This is a genomic window from Halocynthiibacter namhaensis, assembly GCF_000812685.1.
GTDB classification, from domain to species: Bacteria; Pseudomonadota; Alphaproteobacteria; order Rhodobacterales; family Rhodobacteraceae; genus Halocynthiibacter; species Halocynthiibacter namhaensis.
On the sequence record NZ_JWIF01000067.1, the window covers coordinates 51374 to 71894 of the forward strand.

20 protein-coding genes, 1 tRNA gene and 1 pseudogene are annotated in these 20521 nt (G+C 52.7%); 7 read left to right on the forward strand and 15 right to left on the reverse strand.

The features are described from left to right. Positions 1-75: 75 nt before the first annotated feature. From RJ38_RS14960 to RJ38_RS14990, 7 genes and pseudogenes are all read right to left on the reverse strand, one after another. Positions 76-152: transfer RNA gene (locus RJ38_RS14960), tRNA-Pro, on the reverse strand. A gap of 63 nt (positions 153-215) precedes the next feature. Continuing rightward, a complete protein-coding gene (locus RJ38_RS18620) occupies positions 216-1583 on the reverse strand; it encodes a MerR family transcriptional regulator (protein ID WP_082005778.1) in 1368 nt (455 codons plus the stop codon). Between the two features lie 17 nt (positions 1584-1600). Further along, positions 1601-1903 carry an integration host factor subunit alpha gene (ihfA, locus tag RJ38_RS14970; protein ID WP_039019682.1) on the reverse strand — a complete coding sequence of 101 codons (303 nt, stop codon included), beginning with the start codon at positions 1901-1903 and terminating at the stop codon, positions 1601-1603. Positions 1904-2055: 152 nt separating this feature from the next. After that, positions 2056-3030, reverse strand: coding sequence for a beta-ketoacyl-ACP synthase III (locus tag RJ38_RS14975; RefSeq protein WP_039019683.1), 975 nt, complete (start codon positions 3028-3030; stop codon positions 2056-2058). Then, positions 3027-4108 (reverse strand): annotated as a pseudogene (gene plsX, locus RJ38_RS14980) (phosphate acyltransferase PlsX). Before plsX ends, RJ38_RS14975 begins: the two are co-directional and overlap by 4 nt. A 186-nt stretch (positions 4109-4294) precedes the next feature. Beyond that, complete coding sequence (rpmF, locus tag RJ38_RS14985) at positions 4295-4504, reverse strand: 50S ribosomal protein L32 (protein WP_039019684.1); 210 nt, start codon at positions 4502-4504, stop codon at positions 4295-4297. Positions 4505-4708: 204 nt separating this feature from the next. Beyond that, on the reverse strand, positions 4709-5287 hold the full coding sequence (locus RJ38_RS14990; RefSeq protein WP_052245454.1) for a DUF177 domain-containing protein: 579 nt from the start codon (positions 5285-5287) through the stop codon (positions 4709-4711). A gap of 177 nt (positions 5288-5464) precedes the next feature. Here RJ38_RS14990 and RJ38_RS14995 point away from each other — a divergent pair, with 177 nt between their 5' ends. The 3 genes from RJ38_RS14995 (at position 5465) to RJ38_RS15005 (ending at position 8743) form a co-directional block, all read left to right on the forward strand. Then, positions 5465-5926: an outer membrane protein assembly factor BamE gene (locus RJ38_RS14995; protein WP_039019685.1), complete on the forward strand. Its 462-nt coding sequence runs from the start codon at positions 5465-5467 to the stop codon at positions 5924-5926. Positions 5927-6106: 180 nt separating this feature from the next. Then, positions 6107-6883 (forward strand): GNAT family N-acetyltransferase, encoded by a 777-nt coding sequence (locus tag RJ38_RS15000; protein ID WP_052245462.1) that lies wholly within the window; start codon positions 6107-6109, stop codon positions 6881-6883. 39 nt (positions 6884-6922) lie between these two features. Further along, the gene (locus RJ38_RS15005; protein ID WP_039019686.1) at positions 6923-8743 is read left to right on the forward strand and encodes an ABC-F family ATP-binding cassette domain-containing protein; all 1821 of its coding nucleotides are present in this window, start codon (positions 6923-6925) and stop codon (positions 8741-8743) included. 75 nt (positions 8744-8818) lie between these two features. Here RJ38_RS15005 and RJ38_RS15010 read toward each other — a convergent pair whose 3' ends face one another. The 6 genes from RJ38_RS15010 to RJ38_RS15035 form a co-directional block, all read right to left on the reverse strand. Continuing rightward, positions 8819-10126: a branched-chain amino acid ABC transporter permease gene (locus tag RJ38_RS15010; protein ID WP_039019687.1), complete on the reverse strand. Its 1308-nt coding sequence runs from the start codon at positions 10124-10126 to the stop codon at positions 8819-8821. After that, on the reverse strand, positions 10123-11133 hold the full coding sequence (locus RJ38_RS15015; RefSeq protein ID WP_039019688.1) for a branched-chain amino acid ABC transporter permease: 1011 nt from the start codon (positions 11131-11133) through the stop codon (positions 10123-10125). Before RJ38_RS15015 ends, RJ38_RS15010 begins: the two co-directional genes overlap by 4 nt. A 3-nt stretch (positions 11134-11136) precedes the next feature. Next, positions 11137-11850, reverse strand: a complete 714-nt coding sequence (locus RJ38_RS15020; RefSeq protein WP_039019689.1) for an ABC transporter ATP-binding protein — start codon at positions 11848-11850, stop codon at positions 11137-11139. Beyond that, entirely contained in the window at positions 11847-12635 is a 789-nt protein-coding gene (locus RJ38_RS15025; RefSeq protein ID WP_039019690.1) for an ABC transporter ATP-binding protein, read from the reverse strand. The genes RJ38_RS15020 and RJ38_RS15025 overlap by 4 nt, the downstream gene beginning before the upstream one ends. Before the next feature lie 94 nt (positions 12636-12729). Beyond that, entirely contained in the window at positions 12730-13926 is a 1197-nt protein-coding gene (locus tag RJ38_RS15030) for an ABC transporter substrate-binding protein (RefSeq protein ID WP_039019691.1), read from the reverse strand. A gap of 289 nt (positions 13927-14215) precedes the next feature. Next, positions 14216-15217 (reverse strand): GlxA family transcriptional regulator, encoded by a 1002-nt coding sequence (locus RJ38_RS15035; protein WP_039019692.1) that lies wholly within the window; start codon positions 15215-15217, stop codon positions 14216-14218. A gap of 181 nt (positions 15218-15398) precedes the next feature. Here RJ38_RS15035 and RJ38_RS15040 point away from each other — a divergent pair, with 181 nt between their 5' ends. Then, positions 15399-16769, forward strand: a complete 1371-nt coding sequence (locus RJ38_RS15040) for a class II 3-deoxy-7-phosphoheptulonate synthase (protein ID WP_039019754.1) — start codon at positions 15399-15401, stop codon at positions 16767-16769. Between the two features lie 96 nt (positions 16770-16865). Here RJ38_RS15040 and RJ38_RS15045 read toward each other — a convergent pair whose 3' ends face one another. Then, a complete protein-coding gene (locus tag RJ38_RS15045; protein WP_039019693.1) occupies positions 16866-17588 on the reverse strand; it encodes a PAS domain-containing protein in 723 nt (240 codons plus the stop codon). 157 nt (positions 17589-17745) lie between these two features. Between RJ38_RS15045 and RJ38_RS15050 the strand changes: the two genes are divergently transcribed. From RJ38_RS15050 to RJ38_RS15060, 3 genes are read left to right on the forward strand one after another with little or no spacing between them, the layout of a single operon-like run. Continuing rightward, positions 17746-18624 (forward strand): YicC/YloC family endoribonuclease, encoded by an 879-nt coding sequence (locus RJ38_RS15050; protein WP_238321717.1) that lies wholly within the window; start codon positions 17746-17748, stop codon positions 18622-18624. 3 nt (positions 18625-18627) lie between these two features. After that, complete coding sequence (gene gmk / locus RJ38_RS15055) at positions 18628-19275, forward strand: guanylate kinase (protein ID WP_039019695.1); 648 nt, start codon at positions 18628-18630, stop codon at positions 19273-19275. Further along, on the forward strand, positions 19272-19799 hold the full coding sequence (locus tag RJ38_RS15060; protein ID WP_039019696.1) for a gamma carbonic anhydrase family protein: 528 nt from the start codon (positions 19272-19274) through the stop codon (positions 19797-19799). The genes gmk and RJ38_RS15060 overlap by 4 nt, the downstream gene beginning before the upstream one ends. 74 nt (positions 19800-19873) lie before the next feature. On the opposite strand, the gene RJ38_RS15065 is transcribed toward RJ38_RS15060, so the two are convergent. Continuing rightward, positions 19874-20230 (reverse strand): hypothetical protein, encoded by a 357-nt coding sequence (locus RJ38_RS15065; RefSeq protein ID WP_039019697.1) that lies wholly within the window; start codon positions 20228-20230, stop codon positions 19874-19876. Positions 20231-20521 lie beyond the last annotated feature (291 nt).

Consider the following 20521-nt stretch of genomic DNA (forward strand, 5'->3'; position numbering starts at 1 on the left):
GTAAAACATAAGCAGAATCAAGGGCTGAATAAACAAACCGCCCGTCACCGTAGTGGTGCGGGCGGTTCTGTTCGGTGGTCGGGCTAGCAGGACTCGAACCTGCGACCTTCCGTCCCCCAGACGGACGCGCTACCAGGCTGCGCCATAGCCCGAACTGGCCCCTTACATAGCGGTTTTGCAGGTGGGGGCAAGATCGAAATTGCAAGTTTTTACGTTTACCGGTTGATCATCCGGCTGCGCAGAGCTTCCAAACGCCCAACGGCGACTTCCAGTGCAGGGCGCGCGGCGATGAGATCCGAAGTTGGAGTCTCTAGGATGGTCGAAAGCAGTGGGGTGCTGTCTAGCAGAATGTCGCCTTCCTTGGGATCTGGGGCGACTTTAACCATCTGAACAGGCGTAGGCTGTTCAATGGGTTCGATCTGCGTATCAGTGGTCACCATTGGTGGTTGGGCGTCGACGGGCGGCATTTCGGGAAGGGTAATTTCTTCCAGATCTGCAACGGGCAGGGGCGTATCAACCGGAATTTCCGCATGAGGCGCGCCTTGGACGGCGGCGGGCGTTTCTACTGCGGTTGTGATCTCGGGTGCGACAGGCGCAGAGATGTCGGATGGCGCGTCGGTTTCGACAGTGTGTGTATCACCCTCAAGAGGTGGAGTTTCTACGACGTCGATTGTGTGCGTTTCAATGGGGGATGAGTCTTGCAACACATCAGGCTGCGGATCACCAGGGGGGGTAAGGTCAAGCGGTGTGATCTTAGGTGTATCAAGGGCTGGTGCTTGAGTGGTTTCATCGTCTGCGCCAGCCAGTTCTTCCATTGGTGGTAATGGAGAATCAGCATCTGGTGTCGCGATTGACGCGGTTTCATCACCCAAAGCAGATTGCATCTGATCAGGGATGTCGATTTCTGTTGCGTCGGGCGCAGGCTGTGTTTCCAGTGAAATATTTGCCGCACCGTCGATGTCAACGGACTGAGGCTCAACTGGCGTAGCAATAGGCGCGAGTTCAACATTAGGTGCCGTATCTTCATCCGCTGTTGATAGATCTTGTGTGGGGGAAGGAACGTTGTCGGCCGGGGTCATAGAGAACAGATCGGGCGCGTCACTTGTTGGGGCCTCGGGGGTGTTCATATTTAACTCCTCGGGCAGGGAGGCATCGTCGAGGGGCGCTTTTTCTGCTTCCACTTTGCTGTCAATAACGGCCTCGTCCACGGGATGTTCTGGCGACGTGTCCTGAACAACATTCGGTATTTCAGCGGGGGGCATGTTGTGATCTTGGTTGTCGGGGGCTGGCGGCGCGGGCAGATCACTGTCAAGCGGCTGAGACAGCGCTTGTACCGACTTGATGCCATCGCTGCGCAGCAAACGGATGACGCCTTTGATGGTCATGCCGTCTTCATGCAAAAGCTTCTTGATGCCGCCCAGCAACAGCATGTCACTTCCACGGTAATAGCGGCGGCCGCCCGCACGTTTTACAGGGGCCACCTGTCTGAATTTACTTTCCCAAAAGCGAAGCACATGGGCGGGGGTGTCCAGCCATTCTGAGACTTCTCTTATGGTACGGAAAGCATCGGGCGATTTTGCCATTATTCAGGTTTCCGTGTTCAGGATTTATTCCCTTGCTCAACGCGATCTTTCATCAGATGCGAGGGACGGAATGTCATGACGCGACGCGGAAGAATTGGAACTTCTTCGCCAGTTTTTGGGTTGCGGCCGATTCGTGCAGATTTGTCGCGGATCGAAAATGTTCCGAACGAGGAAACCTTTACGCTTTCGCCTTGAACCAATGCGTCGGAAATCTTCTGCAAAACAGTTTCAACCAAATCGGCAGACTCGTTTCGTGACAATCCAACTTCGCGAAATACCGCTTCGTTGAGATCCATGCGCGTTAAAGTCTTGGTGCTCATAATTTTTTCCTTGTGACCCTATTCTCTCAGGGCATTCTAGTTCGTGCTAAAATTCAAAGTCAACAGATGGTAAAAAACCATTCGATATCTGCGTGAAGTGATATTGTAACGTATCGGGAATAGAGGCTTCAACCATCGGGAAATAAACGAAATTACCACCTTAAGGCGACTGACCCCCAAGCGAGGCCGCCACCGATGGCTTCTGTCACCAAAAGGTCGCCAGGTTTGATTTGCCCCTTGTCGCGGCCAACGGATAGGGCCAAAGGAATCGATGCGGCAGATGTGTTTCCGTGATCCTGAACGGTCACAACGACCTTATCCATGGACAATCCCATCTTCTTGGCCGTGCCTTGAATGATGCGAATATTGGCTTGATGCGGGACAATCCAATCGACGTCAGCTTCGCTAACACCCGCTTTTTCAAGAGCTTTATGAGCGGTCGATGTCAGTTTTTCCACGGCCTGACGGAACAAAGGGTTGCCCTGCATGCGCAGTTTCCCTGATGTGCCCGTGCTCGATACGCCACCGTCCACGTATAACATTTGGCGATAACGCCCGTCGGAATTCAGGTCACAGGCAAGAATGCCGCGGTCATCGGATGTGCCGGCGCCATTTTCGGCTTCAAGCACCAATGCACCGGCACCATCACCAAACAGAACGCAGGTTGAACGATCGGTCCAATCCATAATCCGCGAGAAGGTTTCTGCGCCAATCACAAGCACGCGCTGTGCTTGGCCTGACACGATCAAAGCATTGGCATTGGTCAAGGCAAAGACAAAACCAGCACAAACAGCCTGCACGTCAAAGGCGAAACCCTGTTCCATATCAAGTTCGTTTTGAACCATGGTCGCAACAGAGGGAAAGGTCAGATCAGGGGTCGATGTTGCGACAATAATGGCATCAATCTTATCGACGCTCATGCCAGCATCTTTCAATGCGTGGCGCGCTGCGATGGTCGCCAGTTGTGAAGTGGTCTCGCCTTTCGCGGCAAAGTGGCGACGCTCAATGCCGGACCGAGACCGAATCCACTCATCCGTGGTATCAAGGCTGGCTTCAAATTCAGCGTTTTCGACGACTCGCTTGGGCAAATAATGCCCGACGCCTCGGACCACAGCTCTGATTGTCATTTGGTTATACCATTGTTTGTTGTTGCCATTTCTGACGCAGAATCTGCGTCAGAGGCCGTCTTCGAAGGTGTGTCATCTTGCCGAGGCTGCGCTGCAGATGCAACCCGCGCCGCCAGCTTTTCAGAAAAGCCTGACTCAGCTAAGGTAAAGGCCAGCTTAATTGCGGCAGAAATGCCCGTGGCATCCGCTGACCCGTGGGATTTTACCACTGTGCCGTTTAAGCCAAGGAAGACCCCACCGTTCACGCGACGTGGATCAATACGCTTTGTAAGCCGTTTAAGTGACGTTAGTGCAAAAAGTGCGCCGAGACGCGACAGCAGAGAGTGCTGGAACGCGTCTTTCAGAGCATTGCTGATGAATGATGCGGTGCCTTCGCCCGTTTTAAGCGCGATATTGCCGGTAAATCCGTCGGTCACGATTACATCAACCCGATCAGAGGGGATGTCACCGCCTTCAACAAAACCGACATAGTCGAAATTCGCTTGTTCTGCCATTGCCGGGATCAGTCATTCGCAGCTTTTAGTTCCGAACGACCTTTGTGTTCTTCAGTGCCGACGTTCAACAAGCCAATGCGCGGATGTTTGAGGCCAAGACCATTGCGGGCATAGGACGCCCCCATTAGGGCATATTGCAGCAGATCCTGTTCATCAGCACGGATATCTGCGCCAACATCCAACATAACGTTGAAACCACCCGGATTCTTTGAGGGCCAAAGGCAAGCAATGGCGGGTCGGTTCACGCCAGGCAGTTTGCGCAGACGGATCATCGACAGTGCCATAAGTGCGCCAGTGTTGCCACAAGACACGGCGACGGTCGCTTCCTTGTTGCGCACGGCATCTACGGTCGACCACATGGATGTGGCCTTGCCGTTGCGCATGACGTGACTGGGCTTGGCATCCATTGTCACGACATCTTCTGTGTGACGAACTTCGACAACCTCGGACAAGCCGCTGCGTTTCGCAATTAGTTTTGATAGGGTGGGTTCATCACCGTGCAGAATAAACCCGATGTTTGGGTTCTTTTCAGCAGACTTGGCAACACCTGCAACAACAGCAGAGGGCCCAAGATCGCCGCCCATGGCGTCAACCGAAATGATGATTTTGGAATTTGGTGAGGCCGCAACTTGGGGTTCGGTACTGGCTATATTGTGAGAGGGTGTCTCGGTCGACATAGTCAGGCTCCGGGGGGTTGCTGGGCTCCAAGTAGGCAGAGGACGAGAAAAAGGCGCGCCTGTCAATCCAGAGCGCGCCCTAATTCTCAGATCTTATGCAGCGTCTTCGCCGTCAAGATCAACTTCGTCAGCTTGTGCAACGACTTCACGATCGTCGTATTGACCGCAAGAAGCACAAACGTGGTGTGGGCGTTTCAGCTCACCACAGTTTGGACATTCAGCCGGGTTGCCTGCTACGAGCGAGTCGTGGGAGCGGCGTTGGCCCCGGCGTGAACGGGTGATCTTACTTTTTGGGACAGCCATGTCACAACCTCAAATTCGGGGGGCGTGTTGATTTGGCCCCTGTTTAACTGGTGTTTCTGCTTAGGCTTCTACACGATTGTGTCGTGAAAGAAACCCTGAAACGAAGCCGGGAACATAGCGAGATTTCCCGGCTGTGCAACCCCATACACGTAGAAAACAGCGGCGTATAGCCGCCTTTTTAACTGGGGGGGCATTGTTTTCGACTTATTCCGCGTCAGAATCCTTGTTTTTAAGCGTATTCTTTAAATCAAGAAGTGCAGAAAATGGATTCAAATCAGCATCAGTTAGGGGGGTGATGCCTTTCGGGGCTGCCTGAATCGGTTGCGTATCGGCTGCGGCCGCGTCGGAACGCGGATATGCGGGCAGGGTCAAGGCCAAGGCTTCGGTCATGATATCGCCGACATCTATGGTGCTGCCAAGGGTGTCGACCGTCTCATCTGGGTCCATCTCTGTTTCGCTGCCTTCATCCGGCGCTTCGTAATCCGCAACAAAACGGCGAACCACCGTTTCTTCAATGCGGCTTCGCACTGGAACCAAGGTTGAGATACAGGCCTGTTCGACCGTTGCGCCCAATTGTGCTGTTAGAACCCAGTCACGTTTACCAGACGCTGATAGTTTTCCGTCAAACCGCAGTTTTGTCAGGTTTAGCAGGCCCAGTGCCGTTGCAATTGCTGCGCAGTCCTCGGCATTGGGTTGCAGCTTGAACACTGTATCGCGGCTGGTTTTTAAGCTGCGTGTTTCGAAACTGTGACTGAAGGGAAGGTCTTGGTTACTGTCGGTCATCCGCTTATCCTTGCTTTGGGCGGCTGGCAAAGCTTGCAGAGTGCCGCGTCATTCGGTAAGTCGGATAAAAGGCAAAGCGCGCTTATGCAAGGGGCTGGCAATGAGAAGCCAAGTTCTGGGGCGAATTTGCAGATAATAATATGCTCGTATTGGGCAAAGAACAGCAAGGTACATAGAATGGCAGGGCGTAAGACACTGATTAAACCCATTGTGGCACTGGTTTTTGTGGCGCTTGTGGCCGGCTGTAGCGCCCAATTCCGCAACCATGGCTATGTTCCGATCCAAAGTGATCTTGAACAGGTGATTGTTGGTGTCGACACACAGGAAACTGTTTCCTCAGTGATCGGGCGTCCAACGTCTGCTGGGATTCTGGCCAACAGCGGCTGGTATTATGTTGAAAGCCGGTGGCGACAATATGCATGGAAAGCACCTGTGGAAATTGAACGCGAAGTCGTTGCGGTCAGTTTTGATAGTGATGGCGTTGTGTCCAATGTGGAACGTTTCGGCTTGGATGACGGTCAGGTGATTGTCCTGTCCCGCCGGATCACCGATTCAAACATCAAGGGCGTTTCCTTCCTGAAACAGCTGTTTGGTAACTTTGGCAACTTTGCCGCTGATCAGTTCCTCGGTGACAATTAAAGGCTGGCAGCTTTAAAGACCGGCCGTTTGAGATGTGTAAGACCTCGGTACGCTTGACTGCGTGCCGAGGTTTTTGTTTCGAAATGAACCAAACCCTTAAAAGCACGCGGATCTGTGCTTTGTCATATTGCTGGCATCAACCGTGGCATATATGATGGTGTCATGAAGGCAGGAGGGCGTATGCTCAGTCTACGAAAAGGCCGATACATTGCCAGAATGGCGTCTGGGCCACAGGATATCCGCGCCAGCCAGATTTTGCGGTATCGGTGCTTTCACGCTGCTGCGCAGGGGCGGGGTGCCTTACTGACGCAGAATAACCGTTTTGCTCAGTCCGTTGACGAAGACCCATATGACGCGATCTGTGAACATATTCTGGTGGAAGATCAGAAAACCAAAGATCTTGTGTGTAGTTTTCGGTTGTTTCCATTGCAAACAGGGGCCGATGTGGCGCGAAGTTATTCTGCCCAGCATTATGATTTATCCGATCTTTCCGGCTTTGTTGGGACCATGTTGGAAATCGGCCGGTTCTGCATCGACCCCGCACATGTTGACCCTGACATTTTGCGTATCGCCTGGGGTGCGCTGACAAAATACGTTGATGAAAATCAAATAGATATGATGTTTGGCTGCACTTCGTTTCAGGGGGTGGACCCGGTCTTGTATCAAGACGCATTTGGCCTGTTGCGCGATAAATACCTTGCGCCAAAGCGGTTTATGCCGCGGATCAAAGCGGCAGAGGTCTTCGATTTTGAAGGTGACTTACACAGTGTTCCTGACCTGAAAGCTGCGATGCAACAGATGCCACCACTTTTGCGCACCTATTTGACGATGGGGGGCTGGGTGTCAGATCATGCGGTCATCGATCGTGATTTGGGCACTTTGCATGTGTTCACGGGCATCGAGGTGGGGGCGATTCCCCCGGCACGCGCCAAGCTTTTACGCATGAGCGCAGCCTGACACGTTGACCTTTGGCAGGCGTCGCGTTAGCTGCATGTCATGGCACGTACACCTCTCTTACAGCTCACGGATATCTCGCTGACTTTCGGCGGAGATCCTATCTTTGACAATCTTGATCTCATCGTTCAACCGGGCGATCGTTTGGCGCTTGTTGGACGCAATGGCTCGGGCAAATCGACCCTCATGAAAATGATGGCGGCGATGGTTGAACCCGACAAAGGCCTGCGCGTTGTGTCGCCGGGCGTGTCCGTTGGTTATATGGAACAAGACCCTGATCTATCAGGCTTCGAAACCCTTGGTGAATTTGCCCTCAGTGGCATGGATATCTCTGAGGCATGGCGCGTTGAAATGGCCGCAGAGGGCCTGAAATTCAATCCAGACACCCCCGTCGCGACCGCCTCTGGCGGGGAACGTCGCCGTGCGGCTTTGGCGAAACTTCTGGGGGAAGCCCCGGAATTGATGCTGCTGGACGAACCGACCAACCACCTCGATATCGAGGCGATCACATGGCTAGAAAGCCAGCTGAAAGAAACGCAATCTGGCTATGTTTTGATCAGCCACGACCGCGCATTTCTACGTGAACTTTCCCGCGCAACCCTTTGGGTTGACAGGGGAACAACGCGTCGTATGGAAAAAGATTTCTCTCATTTTGAAGCTTGGCGCGACAAAACCTGGGAAGACGAAGACATGGCGCGTCACAAGCTTGATCGTAAAATCAAATCCGAAGCCCGTTGGGCTGTGGAAGGCATTTCAGCACGGCGCAAACGCAACCAAGGTCGCGTACGCGCGCTGCAAGAATTACGGTCTGAACGGTCCGGCCAAATCCGCCGTCAGGGCGTGGCTGCGATGGAATTGGACGCGGGCAAAAAATCTGGCCGCAAAGTGGTTGAAGCCACGGGCATCAGCAAGGTCTTTGGCGATAAGGTCATCCTTGATCCACTTGACCTGCGCATCAATCGCGGCGACCGCGTGGCGCTTGTTGGTCCCAACGGGGCGGGTAAAACCACCCTGTTGAAAATGCTGATCGGCGAGATGGAAGCAGACACCGGCACAATCAGCCAAGGCACCGGTCTTGAACTTGCGTTTTTCGACCAATCCCGCGAAGGTCTTGATGGTGACAAAAGCCTTTGGGACAACCTGACGCTTGACCCAACTTTGGGCCTGTCTGGCAGTTCTGATCAGATCATGGTGCGTGGTGTGCCCAAGCATGTTGTGGGCTATCTGAAAGATTTCTTGTTTGACGAACGTCAAGCGCGCGCGCCTGTGCGGTCGCTGTCCGGCGGTGAAAAAGCCCGCCTGTTGTTGGCCCGTCTGATGGCGCGTCCGTCGAATCTTTTGGTGATGGATGAACCGACCAATGACCTTGACGTGGAAACGCTCGATCTGATGCAGGACCTGCTCGACAGCTATGATGGGACAGTGATTCTCGTTTCGCATGATCGGGACTTTTTGGATCGCGTTGCCGCCACAACCATTGCGATGGAAGGGGATGGCAAGGCCACGGTCTATGCGGGTGGTTGGTCAGATTACCAAGCGCAACGCAGCGATATGCAAGCGGCTGCAAAGGCTGAAAAAAGCAAAAGTAAATCGCAGAAAATCGCTCAACCCGCACCTGTCACAAAAGGTGCCGCCCCCAAACTTAGCTACACGGAACAACATCGTCTTGATGCTTTGCCCGCTGAAATGGAGCGTTTGGAAGCCGAGATCGCGAAACTGACGGTATTCATGTCGGACCCTGATCTTTTTACCAAAGAACCTATCAAATTCAACAAAGCCACTGAGGCCATGACCGAGCGTCAAAACGCTTTGTCAGCTGCAGAAGAAGAATGGATAGAGCTGGAAGAAAAAGCATCTTCCTAACCGTCAAACGATCTAAAGCGAATATGAAAAAGGCCGGAACATATGTTCCGGCCTTTTTGTTTGATGTCTTTGGTTTTATTCTTCAGGGATCAACCCGCGTGGACTGAACCTTAGGATCAATAACAAGACGACCCCAATCATCAACAAGCGCATATGTGGCGCGTTGTGGATCAGGTGATCCTTTAGCCAAACGCCTTCTGCCAGCGGGAAGGTCAGGGCTTGCATCATCCATAGGCCCAATTGTTCGCCCCAATCCCACAGCAGCAAGATCGAGAACCCGCCAAGGATCGCACCCCAGTTGTTGCCCGATCCTCCGATGATCACCATCACCCAGATCAGGAAAGTGAACCGCAGCGGGTTATACGATGTAGGGATCAGCGTGCTGTCCATCGTCGCCCACATCGCACCGGCCACGCCACAGATCGCGGAACCCAAAACAAAGATCTGCAAATGGCGTTTGGTGACGTCTTTACCCATGGCCTCGGCTGCGACTTCGTTGTCGCGGATCGCGCGCATCATGCGGCCCCAAGGGGAATTCAGCGCTTTTTGAGACAGCCACATCAAGATGACCAAAACCGTTAAGAACAAGCCTGTATAGCACAGTTTCACGAATATCGTGGAAGCCACAACGGGGTTGTCAAAACCTAAGCTGGCGGCATTGGCGATAAATGTGTCAGAGGCCTGTAGGTCAACTTCATAGGGAACAGGGCGCGGAATGCCGACAACGTTTTTCACACCGCGTGACAGCCAATCTTCATTTTTCAACACAGCAATGATGATCTCAGCGATGCCGAGAGTCGCAACAGCCAGATAATCAGACCGTAGCCCAAGTGCTGTCTTGCCGATGACCCAAGCCGCACCGGCAGCCAGAAGGCCGCCAACAGGCCAAGCGACCAAAACGGGCAGGCCGAGACCTCCAAGGTAACCTGTACCTGCAGGGTTCACAGCCTCAATCGCGGCAACGGCTGGATCGAACAAGAACCGGTACAGAAAGAAGCCGCCAATCAGCAAGCCAAGGATGGTAAAGGTACGTTTTTTGCCGGGTTTCATGCGCTTCGAGGTCATGACGGTTGCAATGATTACCAATGCACCCGTGATCAAGGCGACGACGACACGAAGGCCACCTGCGGCCATGGCTTCAACGGTTGGCGGCATGGAAATCAAAACCGTGGCCAGCGCGCCAAGTGCGACAAAGCCCATCACACCAACGTTCAAAAGCCCCGCAAGACCCCATTGTAGGTTCACACCCAGCGCGAGAATCGCCGAGATCAAGCCAAGGTTCAGCAAATACAGCGCCGCATTCGGACCTTTTGCAAAGCCCGTTAGGATGAAGATCACCCCAATGATTGCGAAAAGTGCTATGTTTTTAGCGTTAAGTGTCATAGCGATTTTCCCTTAAACAGGCCGGTGGGACGGAACAGAAGGACGATAATTAAGATCGTGAAGCTGACCGCGAATTTGTAATCAGTGGACAAAAGTTGTACGAGGCTGGATGGTTCAAGCCCCTCTGGCATCAGATATCCGAGCACCTTTTTGAAGGCGTAAGTGATGGTGACCTCTGAGAAGGCGATCACAAAACCACCAGCAATCGCGCCAAGGGGATTGCCAAGACCGCCAACAATGGCTGAGGCAAAAATCGGCAGCAAAAGTTGGAAATAGGTGAAAGGTTTGAACCCCTTATCAAGCCCGTATAGGACACCTGCAATGGTGGCCAAGGCCGCGACGATGATCCAAGTGATCGTGACCACGCGTTCAGGGTTGATGCCAGACAAAAGCGCCAGATCCTCATTGTCGGAATAGGCGCGCATGGATTTCCCCGTGCGGGTTTTGTTTAGGAACCAGAACAACAGAGCGACCACAACCACAGCCGTGACGATGGTGATGCCTTGCGAGGTCTTGAAGGCCAAACCTTCGGATAGACCCGTCATTTGCTTGAAGTCGCGGGCTTTCATGATGAAGCGTGCACCGTCAGAGAAACGCTGATCGTCAGGTCCGATGATGAAACGCACGACACCATTCATCACGAACATCACCCCAAGCGACACGATCAGAAAGATCACGGGTTTGGCTTTTTGTTCGCGGTAGAACTTGTAGATCACACGATCCGTGGCCAATAACATCGCGATTGCGCCCAAAATCCCAAACGGCAGCGCGAGCAGGGCGGTTGGCAATGGGCCAAAGCTGATGCCCCAAGATTGAAACAACCATGTCACAAGGATCGTACACATCGCGCCAAAGGCCATGGTGTCGCCATGGGCGAAGTTCGAGAACCGCAAAATCCCATAGATCAGCGTGACACCCAAAGCTCCTAAGGCAAGTTGGCTGCCATAAGAGATTGCCGGGATCAGTACGAAGTTAGCAAGCGCGATAAATGCGTTGAGAATATCCATTGATCAGCCCCCCAAGAAAGATTTGCGGACTTCGGGGTCGGCAAGCAAGGCTTGTCCCGTGTCGGTGAAACGATTGGCACCCTGAACCAGAACATAGCCTTTATCCGCAATTTCAAGCGCTTGACGGGCGTTTTGTTCGACCATCAGGATGGAAATACCTGTGCGGGCGACTTCAATGATGCGATCGAACAGTTCGTCCATCACAATGGGGGAAACGCCTGCGGTGGGTTCATCCAGCATCAAAACAGTGGGCTTGGTCATCAAAGCGCGCCCCACAGCGACCTGTTGGCGTTGCCCGCCAGACAATTCACCCGCAGGCTGGTTGCGTTTGTCGCCAAGGATCGGAAAGAGTTCATAGACCTGCTCGATGGTCTCATAGAAATCATCAGTGCGAATGAATGCGCCCATTTCCAAGTTTTCCTCAACCGTCATTGACGTGAAGATATTATGGGTCTGCGGCACAAATCCCATGCCTTTTGCCACGCGATCTTGGGGGGACAGTTTGGTGATGTCCTCGCCATCCAAGCGCACGGAACCTTTATTCAGGTTCAACATGCCGAAAACGGCTTTCATTCCAGTGGATTTGCCAGCGCCATTCGGCCCAACAATCACAGCAATTTCGCCTTTATCAACCGCAATGGTGCAGTCGTGCAGAATATCCGGGCCTTTGCCATAACCACCGGTCATGCCATCGCCAATCAGGAAGGGTTCGCTCATACCGAGGCCTCTTCTTTTGTCTTATTTTTCAGACCAGTGCCGAGATAGGCTTCGATCACTTGTTCATTTGCTTTGATTTCAGCCAGCGTGCCTTCGGCCAGGACTTTGCCCTCGGCCATACAGATCACGGGGTCGCAAATGCGGCCGATGAAATCCATGTCGTGTTCGATCACGACGAAGGTGTAATTGCGTTCCTTATTCAGGCGCAGGATCGCGTCACCAATGGTGTTGAGTAGGGTGCGGTTCACGCCTGCGCCGACCTCATCCAGAAATACGATCTTGGCATCAACCATCATGGTGCGGCCAAGTTCCAACAGCTTTTTCTGACCGCCAGAAATCTGCCCCGCCTTATGGTCGGCCAGATGTTCAACGGTTAAGAATTCGAGAACTTCGTCGGCTTTGGCACGTAGGGCGCGTTCTTCATCGGCGATGCGTTTGCGACCAAACCAAGTGTTCCACAGGGTTTCGCCGGATTGCGCGCCGGGCACCATCATCAAGTTTTCGCGGCAGGACATGCTTTCAAATTCATGGGCGATTTGAAAGGTGCGCAGAAGGCCCTTGTGGAATAATTCATGTGGGGGAAGGCCTGTGATGTCTTCACCCTTCATCAAGACGCGACCTGCGCTTGGTTGAAGAACACCAGCGATCACGTTGAAAAGGCTTGTTTTTCCTGCACCATTTGGGCCAATCAATCCGGTGATTGATCCTTCCTCAATTTGCAATGTCGCGCCGTCAACAGCGTAAAATCCACCAAAATTTTTGGCAAGTCCCTCTACGGTGATCATCCCGTAACCCCTTATTGTCGTTCTGCATTGACTGCAGTTAGTGCAAACAGCCCGGAGATGATCCCCGGGCTGCTTCAGATCAATTCAGATCAGATTAACGATATTCAACAGTAACGTTGGCACCGTCTTGGACTTCGATGATACGGTAAGAACCACCGCTTTCACCGCCACCGATCAGCTCAACTGCGGACCCACCAACATAGTCGATGTCGCCGCCGTTGCGGATGATCTCAAGGCCTTTGGCCAATTCACCAGGATAGATTTTCTCACCTGGGGCATTCGCCATTTCCATGATCTTGCTGCCGTAATCCGCAGCATTGGAAGACCCCGCCGCTTCCATCGCGAACATGAACAACGCAGCTGCGTCATAAGTTTCGGATGTGAAGGAAGACGTGCTGTCAAAGTCGTTTGCCGCGCCGATAGTCGCCATTTTCTCAGCAGAATCGCCACCAACACCAGCGATCAGACCGAACGATCCGTTCAGATCAGCGCCAACGTTCTCAGGAAGGCTGTCACCGATCATGCCGCCTGGAAGAGCGAATTGTTCATATGCGCCAGAATCGAGGGACGCGTTGATGATGCCCAGACCACCTTGGTCAAGGTAACCCGCAACAACAAGGATGTCGCCGCCAGCCGCTGCAAGTGCGCCGATCTCAGCAGAATAATCTGCTTTGCCGTCTTCATGTGCCGCAGAGATTGTGATTTCGCCGCCAGCTGCGGTGTAAGCGGCTGCGAAAGATTCCGCGATGCCTTTGCCGTAGTCGTTGTTGGTGTAGGTCAGGGCCGCAGATTTGAAGCCACGTTCCATCATGATGTCGGACAGGATCTGACCTTCGCGGGCATCAGAAGGTGCGGTGCGGAAGAACAGATCATTGTCTTCTGCGGACGAAAGCGCAGGGGAGGTCGCGGAAGGTGAAATCATCACCATGCCGTTCGGGATCGCTACGTTTTGCAGAACCGCGCCAGTTACGCCGGAACAATCCGCGCCGATCAGGCCAGAAATGCCATCAGCTGAGATCAGCTTTTCAGCATTGGATGTTGCAAGACCGTTGTCGATACAACCGGAATCAGCGCGCACAGCTTCGACCATGTGACCGTCAAGAATACCGCCCGCCGCGTTGACTTCTGCCATCGCAGCTTCGCCGCCGGCAGCCATGTGTGGTGAAAGTGTTTCGATCGGGCCGGTGAAGCCAAACAGAATGCCAAGTTTAACAGCGCCGTGGCCGTCAGCAGATGCAGCGCCCGCGCCCATAATTGCGGTCGCGGCAGTTGCCATAAGCAGCTTTTTCATGTGTCTCTCCCTAGTAGACTTTTTAATTGGCTCGGAGTTTAGCTGAACATATTCAAATTGAAACCCTTTAGCCGAAGAACTGGCTCAAATGGGGGTGAAACGACGTAAAATAAGGCCCTTTGGGTGCTTTATACTTGAAGTAAATGTCACTTTTGTCAGCGGTGCCGTCGCAAATATCGACCTGTGCTGCGAGGCATGGCAATGCGTATTATCGCTGCGTTGGTCCAACGGAATGGTGATTCTATCGGACCAAGTTTTGATCATGCGTTTTGTTTGACGCTGGAGATGATCAGATACTTAGGCGGATCGCCCGACTGCCACGTTCACGATATGGGGTCGTGTTGTAATGAGACCGGTAACATTTTGAAAAATGGCTCGGGCTGGCAAAACCACAGGCCAAGGCCACATTGATAACACTCATGTCGGTTTGCATCAAAAGGTTACGCGCTTTTTGCAGCCGCAACTCCATGTAATATCGTTTGGGCGAGCGGTTCAAATAGCGACGAAACAGGCGTTCCAGCTGACGTGTCGACATGCCAACATCTTTCGCCAAAACAGACGGGCTGATTGGTTCTTCGATGTTTTGTTCCATCATCTGAATGACGGCCGACAATTTGGGGTGACGCACGCCAATACGCGATGGAACAGACAGGCGCTGTGTATCTTGGTCGGTGCGAATGGAAGAATAGATCAACTGATCCGCCACGGCATTTGCCAAATCTTCACTGTGGTCAGAAGCAATCAGTTTAAGCATCAAATCAATGGATGAGGTGCCGCCTGCCGTGGTATATCGATTGCCATCCATGACAAAAACAGACTTGGTCAGCTCAACGTCGTCGAATTCCTCGGCAAAACTGTCTTGGTTTTCCCAGTGAATGGTCGCTTTCTTGCCATCCAATAACCCTGCGCGCGCCATGACAAATCCAGCGGTACACAGCCCCGCAATAACGGGACCGCGACGGGCTTCGCGACGCACCCAATTCAGTAGACGCTTGGTTGTCGCTGCCTGAACATCCAGTCCACCACAAAGGATCAACCGATCATCCCGCAACATTTCGTCAAGATCACCGTCTAAATTAAACTGCGCGCCTGCGGAACAAGACACGGTCTCGCCGCCTTCGCCAATTAAAATCCATTCATAGAGGGTGTTGTTCGACATGCGGTTTGCGATGCGTAAAGATTCGACCGCTGAAGAGAAGCTCAGCAAAGAGAAATTCTCAAGCAAAACAAAGACAAACCGTCGAGGCTTTACGCCAGCTTCGACCTCAATTGTCTGTGGAATCTCTGCCATTGGCTTACCTCATGTTAACTTGAAAACCGAAACAGGAAACGGCGCTGGGATCAAGATGTTTCGGTACTATCTCATGCAGATATTACCGAATTTGCCCTTTGCCTGCAAATTCAGCGGTTGGCAAGCCCCCTCAATCGCTTTTATAGAGAAGGTCTTAACAAATCTTGCGGGAGCAAATCTAATGACACGGCAATGGCAAAAATCTGACTGGCGCAACAAGCCCCGGATCCAGATGCCGGATTATCCGGATCAGGGGGCACTTAACGCTGTGGAGAACCAGCTTGGGGTTTATCCGCCATTGGTTTTTGCCGGTGAAGCCCGCAATCTGAAATCCGCTTTGGCGGATGTGTCTCGTGGCGATGCGTTCCTGCTGCAGGGCGGCGATTGTGCGGAAAGCTTTGCGGAATTTTCTGCTGATATGATCCGCGACACATTCAAAGTGATGTTGCAGATGGCGATGGTTTTGACCTGGGGCGCAAAAGTGCCTGTGGTCAAGGTTGGCCGTCTTGCCGGGCAATTCGCAAAACCACGTTCTGCCCCCACGGAAACCATTGATGGCGTTGAACTTCCGTCGTTCCGTGGCGATATCATCAACGAGCTGGATTTCACATCCGCAGCCCGTATTCCGAACCCTGAAAAAATGTTGCAGGCCTATACGCAGTCGGCTGCAACGCTGAACCTTGTGCGCGCGTTTTCCCAAGGTGGTTACGCAGACGTGCATCAAGTGCATTCATGGACGCAGGGTTTTGTCAAAGGCGAGAACGCCGCGCGTTACCGCGATATGGCGGATCGCATTCAAGACACGCTTGATTTCATGAAAGCGGCTGGTGTGGACAGTTCACGCGCACACACATTGCAAACCGTTGATTTCTATACATCCCACGAAGCGCTGCTTCTGGAATATGAAGAAGCACTGTGCCGGATTGATTCGACGTCTGGCAAGCCTGTTGCGGGCTCTGGTCATTTGATCTGGATCGGTGATCGCACCCGTCAGCCTGATGGCGCCCATGTTGAATTCTGCCGCGGTGTGCAAAACCCGATTGGTCTGAAATGTGGTCCCAGCATGGATGTGGATGATCTGAAGGTTCTGATGAACAAGCTGAACCCGGAAAACGAAGCGGGCCGCCTGACTTTGATCGCGCGTTTCGGTGCCGGTTCTGTTGGCGATCACCTGCCGCGTCTTGTGAAAGCGGTTCAGGAAGAGGGCGCGAATGTGGTCTGGTCTTGTGACCCGATGCATGGCAACACGATCAAAGCGGCGTCTGGCTACAAAACCCGCCCATTTGAAAGCGTGATGCGCGAAGTGCAGGAATTCTTCAACATTCACAAAGCAGAGGGCACGATCCCTGGTGGTGTGCATTTTGAGATGACCGGTAAAGACGTGACTGAATGTACGGGTGGCGTGCGTGCTGTGACCGATGAAGATCTGTCCAGCCGCTACCACACGGCCTGTGATCCACGTTTGAACGCATCGCAATCTTTGGAGCTGGCGTTTTTGATCGCGGAAGAGCTGTCAGCGAACCGCAAGGCGTTGCAATCCCAAGCCGTTTAATGTGACGTTAATAGTTTAAAAGGCCGCCGCATCTTATTGATGTTGCGGCCTTTTTTCTCGACTTATCTTGCCGTTTTTAAATGTCTTATCGTGCCCTTAATCCGGGGCTTCTACCAACCTTAGGTAGGGAACTTTGGGTTTGTTTTGAAAGGGCGTTGCGGTTTCAGCAAATCCGCGTTCAGCTTGTTTCGTGGGGTGCTTAGATGAAGGCTCGGCGACGGGTTGTGATTTTGCCGGTGCTGGAGATGCCGTTAAGATTGATGATTTCGGCTGCACAAGGCTGCGTTCCGCACTGATCATTTCAAAACGACGTGGGGTGCGCCCAACAGATCCGTCTGTGACAAGGCATCCAAGGATGCGCGACACATCCCCAAGATCGCTTTTCAGTGGCAACAGCAGCATCCGAGCCTCCAATTCAGGTTTGCCAAACCCAGCTTCACCCTTAAGTGTCAAAGTCGCTGTTTCTGGACCCTGAAACACGTCTTCAAGCAGGGAAGACACGGGTTTACGGCTGTTTGGGACGAAGAACGACGTCAAAGGCATGCCGCGGACCTCCATTCCAATCAGGTCGACCAGATGCATGCCCGCAAGGCGAAAGCGTGCGAGGCCTGGCGCAATGCGTTCAAGAATAAAGGCGTATTCCAGAACATTTTCAATACCGCGCGGGTTCACATCCGTGCGCAGGGGCACCGTACGACCATGACGTAGACCTTCCCAATAGGCCTCCATTTGTTTGAGGGCCGCCCAGGTCATTTGACCTTGGTATTTCGAAAAGGAAATGATGCGTTTATCAGTATGTTCATTGCTATTCTTTTTCATGGGCCCGTCTCGCTTACGGTGGGGCCGGCTAATGAACCCCGTACGATTGTTTACAGGGTGATGTTCTGTTAACCCTGACACCAGAATGGTTACCGGTAAGTTAATATCGCACAGAAAAACGAAAATTGGTGGGAAACCTTAAGAGATGGTTAACTCAATGACTGGATTTGCCTCAGGTCAGGGGGCAAAACACGGCTTCAGCTGGACTTGGGAATTGCGCGCAGTGAATGCGCGTGGGCTTGATTTGCGCCTGCGTATGCCGGATTGGTTGCCAGGTCTGGAACAGACGCTGCGCACGGCTTTGACTGGCGTTTTGGCACGCGGATCGGTCACGCTGAACCTGCGTTTGACGCGGGAAGAAACCGCGTCTTCGGTGCGGGTGGTTCCAGAAACATTGACAGCGGCGCTGGAAAACTTGAACCAAATCGAAGCAACCGCCCGTGCCGCTGGGGTGGCGCTTGTGCCGACCACTGCGCTTGATGTGATGGCGCTTCGCGGTGTCCTTGATAGCGCGCCTGAAATCACCGATGCTGAGGCGCTTTCAAAAACGCTGCAGGGTGATTTCGCCTCTGTATTGCAGGATTTCCTAGACATGCGTGCTGCCGAAGGGCTGTCGCTTGCGGACATTATTGATGCGCAGCTCACTGAAATTGAACAACTTACAGAACAAGCCACTGCCCAAGCCCGCGCGCGCCTGCCAAAGGTAGAACAGGCGTTTCGCGAGAATATCGCGCGGATTTTAGACAATAGCGAAGCTGTCGATGAAGGGCGCCTTGCACAGGAACTGGCCCTGTTGGCAGTGAAGGCTGACGTCACTGAAGAAACGGACCGTTTGCTGACCCATATCAAAGCCGCGCGTGCTTTATTGGGGGAAGATGGGCCACGCGGTCGGAAATTTGATTTCTTGATGCAGGAGTTTAACCGCGAGGCGAATACACTGTGTTCCAAAAGCCAAGACAGCGATTTGACGGCTACGGGACTTGACCTGAAGGCTGTGATTGATCAGATGCGCGAACAAATTCAGAATGTGGAGTAGTCGATGAACACCAACCAGCGCCGGGGCCTTTTGATGATCCTGTCTTCGCCATCTGGCGCGGGCAAATCGACACTTTCCAAACGTTTGCGTAGATGGGATCCAACCATTCGCTTTTCCGTATCGGCCACCACGCGCGAACCACGTGTTGGCGAAGTTGACGGTCAAGATTATCACTTTATGACCGAGGCCAATTTCAAACGTGACGTCGCTGACGGCATGATGCTGGAACATGCGCATGTTTTCGGCAATTTCTATGGCTCGCCCCGTGGTCCTGTGTTGGAAGCGGTTGAGGCCGGCCAAGACGTGTTGTTTGACGTTGATTGGCAGGGCGAACAGCAAATTCGCAATACGGACCTTGGCAAACACGCTTTGTCGATTTTCTTGCTGCCACCTTCCATCGCTGAATTGCGGGCACGTCTGGAAGGACGTGGTCAGGACAGCGAAGAAGTGATTGAAAAACGGATGCGCAAAAGCTGGGACGAAATCAGTCGCTGGTCAAATTACGACTATGTTCTGGTGAATGACGATCTGGATGCAACGGAAGAACGTTTATTGACGATTGTCGCATCCGAACGTTTGCGCCGTGAACAACAGCCAGGGGTCGTGGAACATATTCGCGGGCTGCAGGCTGAATTTGAGGAAATGTCATGACGATCTACGCGCTGGATGAACATAGCCCCGAGATCGCCTCTGACGTTTTTGTTGCTCCAGATGCCAATGTCATCGGAAAGATTCGGCTGCAGGCAGGGTCATCTGTGTGGTTCGGTTCGACCCTTCGAGGCGACAATGAACTGATCGATCTGGGCGCGGGCAGCAATATCCAAGAAAATTGTGTTTTGCATACGGACATGGGGTTTCCACTGGTGATCGGAGCGGGCTGTACCGTGGGCCATAAGGCGATGCTGCATGGCTGCACCATTGGCGACAACAGTTTGATCGGTATGGGTGCGACGGTGTTGAACGGTGCGAAAATTGGGAAAAACTGCCTGATTGGGGCAGGGGCGTTGATCACTGAGGGCAAAGTAATCCCCGATGGATCTTTGGTGATGGGGGTGCCAGGAAAAGTGGTGCGTGACCTATCTGATGACGCGATTGAAGGTTTGCTCCGTTCCGCAGTTGGGTATCAAATGAATGCACAGCGATTTTTGACGGGATTAACCTGTCTTAAGCTATAGCTGTCGCGCGGATCGTTCGGCATATTCAGAAGCGACGACAAACGCCAAGTTTTGACATCAAATATGTCACCGCCTCAGGAGGGGACCAATTTGAATTCTGGCAGTCGGCTGAGCTCGATGATTTCAGAATCGACGTTGGGGGCTTTGTAGTTGATCTCGCGGGCGATCATTTCTGGGTTGGGCAGTTTGGGCGCGAGAATGCGAAAGGCCCCAGCAAACCGAAAGGCTTGAAGGCGTTCTGCAATGTCCAATGCATCGAAATCTAATGATGTCAGTGGTGTCAGAATCATAGTTGGTCGGTGTTTCAGCAATGCCTCTGCTGAAAACGCGTGGAAGTCGATGAAAACCAGCGCCTCATCCTGGGGAAGTGATCGTCCGCTTGAAAGCCAGCTTTCAACGTTACCGATAACTAAAATAACAGTGTTGGCCATTACGCGCGAACATCCTTCTAACACAGAGATTGTCTCTGAATACAAACGACTCACTCATAAACACTGAACTCAATAAGGCCGTCCATTTGCTCTGGTTGTCAAAAAAAAATGGTTACTGATAAGTTACATCATGAATAATTGATGTTTTTCCTTTGATTTTGAGATATTTGTGCGTCGAAGTTCTTTTTCGAAGTTTTTGGCACAAGCATCGAAATGACACGATATTGTGATGTTTCGGTGGTACGAGATTTCCAGATGACGCAAGATTTGATCCGGTTTAGACGTTGACGC